Here is a 7,239-nt window from a genome sequence, read left to right as displayed (position 1 = left end):
TACGCTATTAACGTACCCGCCTTCCTCACGACTGAAAGTGCTTTACAACCCGAAGGCCTTCTTCACACACGCGGCATGGCTGCATCAGGCTTGCGCCCATTGTGCAATATTCCCCACTGCTGCCTCCCGTAGGAGTCTGGACCGTGTCTCAGTTCCAGTGTGGCTGATCATCCTCTCAGACCAGCTAGGGATCGTTGCCTTGGTGAGCCCTTACCTCACCAACTAGCTAATCCCACCTAGGCATATCCTGACGCGAGAGGCCCGAAGGTCCCCCTCTTTGGCCCGTAGGCATCATGCGGTATTAGCCATCGTTTCCAATGGTTATCCCCCACATCAGGGCAATTTCCTAGGCATTACTCACCCGTCCGCCGCTCGACGCCGCTATCGTCCCCCGAAGGTTCAGATAACTCGTTTCCGCTCGACTTGCATGTGTTAGGCCTGCCGCCAGCGTTCAATCTGAGCCATGATCAAACTCTTCAATTTAAGATTTTGTTCGGCTCAATGAATACTGAACATTACATAAAGTAATGTTTGAATTGACTGTGCTGAATCCGAAGATTCAATGGTCACTTCGTTTCATTGAAACCTAATTTGAAACCGAAGTTTCTAATTGGATTATCATCAACGAGTGCCCACACAGATTGATAGGTCTATATTGTTAAAGAGCTTTTCCTGTTGAGCTTTGCTCAAAACAGGACGGCCATTTTAGCGAGTTAAAGTTTAGTGTCAATCACTTTTTTCAAACTTTCTTCAAGCGTTTCCGCTTGGCTAATTTGGCTTGCTAACCTCGACTTCGTTTCTTTCGAAGCGTTGCCGTGTCAGCGAGGTGGCATTATAGAGATTGCGATCACATTGGCAAGCCCTTTTTCACGTTTTTCTTGATTTTTTTATCGTTCGGATAAATTTGCATCAAAAGCGGTCAAAAGAGCACGTTATTTCTACAGTTCTCTGAATTTATCTGCGAAAAGAGCCACTTTTTCCCAATTGGTGTATTCCACTTCTTTGGTCGTATCAGTTTCGCCACCTGTCATCGACATAATGAACCTAATCATAGTTCTGTCGAACCAGCTGTAACGTGGGTAATAAAGTGCACCAGCAAAAACACCGATTAGCGTTGGTTTCCAAGGCGACTTAATTAGGAACTTGCGAATGTAGGCACTACCTTCAGGTGTATCCTTTCCTTGGTCCTCTTTACGAGCGGTTAGGTTTACGCAGAAAAATGCCACTTTATTTTGCTCCAATTGATTGAGGTTTCGCTCAATAAACTGGTATAGCTTTTTATTAAGATGGCCATAGCGAATAGAGGCGCCTATCAATACTCTGTCGTATTGGCTGAAGTCAATCGTCTCGATATTATGTAAATCCACCAGCTCACAATCGAAGTCTGGAAGTTGTTCATCTATATAGTGGAGAATTTTTTTAGTCTGCCCTTCGCGGGAAGAGTATAGAAATAATGCTTTTGCCACGATTTCCCCTTAGCTACGCCAAAACGTCGGCGTAAGTAGAATAAGTAAGGTAAAGATTTCCAAACGACCAAACAGCATAGAAACTATCAATACCCATTTTGCTTTGTCGTTAACATCACCAAAGTGAAGCGCCACTTCTCCCAAACCAGGACCGAGGTTGTTCAGAGTCGCAGCCACCGCAGAGAACGCACTGAGCTCATCCATTCCTGTTGCAATTAACCCCAACATACAAACCACAAATACCAATGCGTATGCGGAGAAGAAGCCCCAAACCGCATCGACAACACGTTGCGGTAGGGCACTGCCACCTACTTTGATGGTGTAAACCGCGCGTGGATGGACTAAACGTTTTAGTTCACGCGCACCTTGTAAGGTAAGAAGCAGGATACGGATCACTTTCATACCGCCACCTGTTGAACCAGCACAACCACCTATAAAAGAGGAGAACAATAGCAGTACAGGTAAGAAGAGCGGCCAATCTGCAAAACCTGTCGTCGTAAAGCCCGCAGTTGTCGAAATTGACACGGTTTGGAAAAGTGCCTGATCGAAAGCATCGTATGTCGATGTGTAAGAGTGATGTTTCAGTAATAATAGAAAGCAAATGACAAATAGTAGCACTTGAATAAACAAGAAGGCGCGAAACTCAGGATCTTTCCAGTAATACTTGGGATGTACACCGCCTGATGCAAATGCAGCAAAGTGCAGTGTGTAGTTACATGCAGATATAAGCAGAAAAACCACGGTAATTAGGTTAATCGCGTAACTATCAAAGTATCCGATGCTGGCATCGTGGGTAGAGAAGCCACCAATGGCAATGGTTGAAAAGCTATGACTGATGGCGTCAAATGGCGTCATACCAGCTAACCAAAAAGCCGAAGCACAGGCGATAGTCAGGCTCAAATAGATGTACCAAAGCGCCTTAGCAGTTTCTGCTATGCGCGGAGTCACTTTAGTGTCCTTGACTGGACCAGGGATCTCGGCGCGGTAAAGCTGCATACCACCAATGCCAAGTACTGGCAAAATCGCCACCGCTAATACGATGATTCCCATACCGCCGAACCACTGCAGTAACTGTCGATAGAATAGAATCGCTTTAGGTAACTCATCCAAACCAACAATAACGGTCGCCCCGGTCGTAGTGAGAGCAGAAAATGATTCAAAAAACGCATCCGTGACTGAGACATTCGGGTTGTCAGCTATTAGAAAGGGGATCGAGCCTGCGCTGCCAAGTACTGTCCAGAAAAGAACGACAATAAGAAAGCCATCGCGAGCTTTAAGCTCGTGCTTATACCTGCGGTTTGGGTACCAACAAACGGCCCCGCAAAACAGCAGAACAAAAAATGTCGTGACAAAAGGCACACCTGCACCATCTCGATAGATCAGCGCAACGAGTGCTGGCGCAAGCATAGTGACACTAAAGAGTGCGAGCAGTAGCCCGACGATTCGAATAATTGAACGAAATTGCATGGATAAATTGACTAGCGAAGCTGTCCCTGTTGCTTCCTGTTTTTCATTATTGTCCGTCTAGCGGAGTGACAATTGCCTTTGCCCCGCTTTTATTGATGATTGCTTGGGTAAACGCGCTCACTTCTCGAAGCTCAATTTCCACCACTAATACGACCTGATCGCTGTATTCAGCCTCGACTTCTATCGCACCAAATTGCGGCATGATTGACTGTGCGATCGGCATAAACCCATAGTCTAACGTTAGTCTGAGCTTTGTGGTTATTTTTTTCTCAATAGTTTGAAGCAGCTTGAGTGCTTGTTGTACCCCACCCCCATACGCTTTAACCAAGCCGCCTGTACCTAACTTGATTCCACCAGAGTATCGCGTGACCACTGCCGTGATCTCCCCCACCCCAGAGCCAGACAGCTGCGCCAGGATCGGTTTGCCTGCAGTTCCGGATGGCTCCCCATCATCACTAAAGCCCCATTTCATTGAATCTTCCGGGCGACCAGCAACAAAGCCCCAACAGTTATGTCTGGCATCAGCGTGTTTAGCTTTGATTTGATCAACAAATGCTTTTGCTGCTTCGATACTTGGCGTGTGTGCCAAATAAGTGATGAAGACGCTCTTTTTAATTTCTTCTTCAAATTGAGCGGGCTCTGCTGGAATCAGATAAGGCTTGTCATTCATAGGATTATGGATTCAGGTCTATTTGCCTGAAGTCTATCACGAGTGTGATTTACCCGTCGCATAAGATCTGCCACAGCGCACAATGTTAAACACTTGTTTAAAAAATGTATTGAAATTAGACAATCCACGATCCAAACTAACTTTACTGGTCAAACCAGAACAAAAATAAAACGACTTCCTCGATACCTATTTGCCGAGGTACACGGCGTCGTTGAAATAGGTATACAGACAATCCACGATTGTATGTCATGGAGATAGACAATGATTTACCAAGCCGAAACCCTACAGGTAAAGGAAATACAAGATGGTATTGCAGAGCTAAGCTTCTGCTCTCCAAAATCCGTCAACAAACTCGACCTAGCGACATTAGAATCGCTAGATAAAGCTCTTGATGCGCTTATTGCCCATCAAGGCCTCAAGGGGTTGTTGCTCACTTCAGATAAAGACGCATTCATTGTAGGCGCAGACATTACCGAGTTTTTAGGTCTGTTTGCTAAAACGGATGCCGAGCTCGACCAATGGCTGCAATTTGCTAACAGCATCTTTAACAAATTAGAAGACTTACCCGTTCCGACCATCTCGGTGATCAAAGGCCACGCTCTTGGTGGCGGTTGTGAATGTGTGCTAGCAACAGACATGCGTATTGGTGACATAACCACCAGCATCGGCCTACCAGAAACGAAACTGGGAATCATGCCGGGCTTTGGTGGTTGTGTACGCTTACCTCGCGTTATTGGCGCAGACAGCGCAATGGAAATCATCACACAAGGCAAAGCATGCCGAGCTGATGAAGCATTGAAAATTGGCTTACTCGATGCTGTTGTAGAGACTGATGCTTTATACGAATCGGCACTACAAACGCTGAACTCTGCAATTAATGAGAAACTTGACTGGCAAGCACGCCGAGCACAGAAAACATCCCCGCTAACGCTAAGTAAGCTAGAGTCGATGATGAGCTTCACCATGGCGAAAGGTCTAGTGGCACAGAAAGCCGGTCCTCACTATCCTGCCCCAATGACAGCCGTTATCACGATTGAAGAAGGTGCTCGCTTTGCACGTAATGAAGCGTTAGACATTGAACGTAAGCACTTCGTGAAATTGGCTAAATCGGAAGAAGCAAAATCACTCGTTGGCCTATTCCTTAATGATCAATACATCAAAGGCATTGCGAAAAAAGCAGCGAAGTCAGCAAGTAAAGACACGCAACGTGCAGCCGTGTTAGGTGCAGGTATCATGGGTGGCGGCATTGCTTACCAATCAGCGCTAAAAGGTGTGCCTGTCTTAATGAAAGACATCGCGCAAGCGTCGCTCGACCTAGGCATGGCTGAAGCATCTAAGCTGCTGAATAAACGCTTATCTCGCGGTCGCATTGATGGCTTTAAGATGGCGGGTATTTTAGCGTCAATCACACCGAGCCTACATTACGCAGGTATTGAAAACTCTGATGTGATTGTTGAAGCTGTCGTTGAAAACCCGAAAGTAAAAGCAGCAGTTTTAAGTGAAGTTGAATCCCATGTCGGTGACGACACGGTTATCACCTCAAACACCTCGACGATTCCTATCAACCTATTGGCAAAATCACTAAAACGCCCAGAAAACTTCTGTGGTATGCACTTCTTCAACCCAGTGCATCGTATGCCTCTTGTTGAGATCATCCGTGGTGAGCACACCTCTGATGAAACCATCAATCGTGTTGTGGCGTATGCTGCGAAAATGGGCAAATCACCAATTGTCGTTAATGACTGCCCAGGGTTCTTCGTTAACCGCGTATTGTTCCCATACTTTGGCGGCTTCAGCATGCTACTTCGTGATGGTGCTGACTTTACGAAAATCGACAAAGTCATGGAGCGTAAGTTTGGCTGGCCGATGGGACCGGCGTACTTGCTTGACGTAGTCGGCATTGATACCGCGCACCACGCACAAGCTGTGATGGCTGACGGTTTCCCTGAGCGTATGGGTAAACAAGGTCGTGATGCGATTGATGCACTGTTCGAAGCAGACAAATATGGTCAAAAAAATGGTAATGGCTTCTACAGCTACACCATAGATAAAAAAGGTAAGCCTAAGAAAACCTTCTCCGAAGCGATCTTACCGGTACTTGCTGACGTTTGTGCCGATAAGCAGGACTTTGACGATCAGACCATCATTCAACGTATGATGATTCCAATGATCAACGAAGTGGTGCTGTGCCTACAAGAAGGCATCATCGCGACTCCGCAGGAAGCAGATATGGCATTGGTTTATGGTCTTGGTTTCCCTCCATTCCGCGGTGGCGTATTCCGCTATCTAGACAGCGTGGGTATTGCTGAATACGTTGAAATGGCAAAACAACACGCCGAGCTAGGTGCGATGTACCAAGTACCGCAAATGCTGATTGATATGGCGGCGAAAGGTGAAAGCTTTTACGGTGCACAACAGCAAGGTTCTATCTAAGGAGGGATTCTAAAATGACTAATCAAACAAGAAATGTTGTCGTAGTCGATTGTCTACGTACTCCAATGGGTCGCTCTAAAGGTGGTGCTTTCCGTCATACACGAGCAGAAGATCTATCTGCGCGCCTAATGACAGGCATTCTTGCGCGTAACCCACAAGTGAACCCAAGCGAGATTGAAGACATCTACTGGGGCTGTGTACAGCAAACACTAGAGCAAGGCTTTAACGTTGCACGTAATGCGGCGCTGCTTGCTGGTCTGCCGATTGAAATTGGCGCCGTGACGGTGAACCGCTTGTGTGGCTCATCAATGCAAGCGCTTCACGATGGTACACGTGCCATCATGACTGGCGATGCTGAAATCTGCCTAATTGGTGGTGTTGAGCACATGGGGCATGTGCCAATGAACCACGGTGTAGACTTTCACCCAGGTATGTCAAAGAACGTAGCAAAAGCTGCGGGCATGATGGGCTTAACGGCTGAAATGCTTGGTAAATTACATGGCATTAGCCGTGAGCAACAAGACGAGTTTGCCGCTCGCTCTCACGCTCGTGCGCACGCAGCAACCGTAGAGGGTCGTTTTAAAAACGAAATTCTACCAATTGAAGGCCACGCTGCAGACGGCACACTGTTCACTCTGGATTACGACGAAGTGATTCGCCCTGAAACATCCGTTGAAGGTCTATCTCAACTTCGCCCAGTGTTCGACCCAGCAAACGGTACAGTAACAGCCGGTACATCATCGGCTCTGTCCGATGGTGCATCAGCGATGTTGATCATGAGCGAAGAGAAAGCCAATGAGCTTGGCTTGAAGATTCGTGCACGTATTAAAGGCATGGCCATTGCGGGCTGCGATCCTTCTATTATGGGTTACGGTCCTGTACCTGCGACGAAAAAAGCGCTCAAGCGTGCCGGTCTTTCAATTGAAGACATGGATGTGGTTGAGCTAAACGAAGCATTTGCCGCGCAGTCTCTGCCGTGTGCTAAAGACTTAGGCCTGCTTGATGTTATGGATGAGAAGGTCAACCTTAACGGTGGTGCGATAGCATTGGGTCATCCACTAGGCTGTTCTGGTTCACGTATCTCAACAACGTTGATCAACCTAATGGAAGCGAAAGACGCGAAATACGGTCTGGCCACCATGTGTATCGGTTTGGGTCAGGGCATTGCGACAGTATTTGAACGACCATAACAGTTCAAGACGT

General features: G+C 47.0%; 5 protein-coding genes and 1 rRNA gene. 2 read left to right on the top strand and 4 right to left on the bottom strand.

What is annotated here, in order from left to right:
• The 4 genes from NDJ01_RS17250 to NDJ01_RS17235 all read right to left on the bottom strand — a co-directional run.
• Positions 1–483: ribosomal RNA gene (locus NDJ01_RS17250) — 16S ribosomal RNA — on the bottom strand; the annotation flags it as partial.
• Positions 484–938: 455 nt separating this feature from the next.
• Entirely contained in the window at positions 939–1,466 is a 528-nt protein-coding gene (gene hemG, locus NDJ01_RS17245) for a menaquinone-dependent protoporphyrinogen IX dehydrogenase (RefSeq protein ID WP_258587049.1), read from the bottom strand.
• 9 nt (positions 1,467–1,475) lie between these two features.
• Positions 1,476–2,933: a TrkH family potassium uptake protein gene (locus tag NDJ01_RS17240; protein WP_006743175.1), complete on the bottom strand. Its 1,458-nt coding sequence runs from the start codon at positions 2,931–2,933 to the stop codon at positions 1,476–1,478.
• Positions 2,934–2,979: 46 nt separating this feature from the next.
• On the bottom strand, positions 2,980–3,603 hold the full coding sequence (locus tag NDJ01_RS17235) for a YigZ family protein (RefSeq protein ID WP_005378891.1): 624 nt from the start codon (positions 3,601–3,603) through the stop codon (positions 2,980–2,982).
• A gap of 261 nt (positions 3,604–3,864) precedes the next feature.
• Between NDJ01_RS17235 and fadB the strand changes: the two genes are divergently transcribed.
• Positions 3,865–6,036: a fatty acid oxidation complex subunit alpha FadB gene (gene fadB / locus NDJ01_RS17230; protein ID WP_258587048.1), complete on the top strand. Its 2,172-nt coding sequence runs from the start codon at positions 3,865–3,867 to the stop codon at positions 6,034–6,036.
• A 14-nt stretch (positions 6,037–6,050) separates the two neighbouring features.
• Complete coding sequence (gene fadA, locus NDJ01_RS17225) at positions 6,051–7,226, top strand: acetyl-CoA C-acyltransferase FadA (RefSeq protein WP_005378883.1); 1,176 nt, start codon at positions 6,051–6,053, stop codon at positions 7,224–7,226.
• The last annotated feature ends 13 nt before the right edge of the window (positions 7,227–7,239 follow it).

The sequence above is a fragment of the Vibrio sp. HS-50-1 genome (assembly GCF_024747315.1).
GTDB lineage: Bacteria > Pseudomonadota > Gammaproteobacteria > Enterobacterales > Vibrionaceae > Vibrio > Vibrio diabolicus.
Note: the sequence above shows the minus strand (reverse complement) of the source record. Positions and strands in the feature narration are given on the sequence as shown.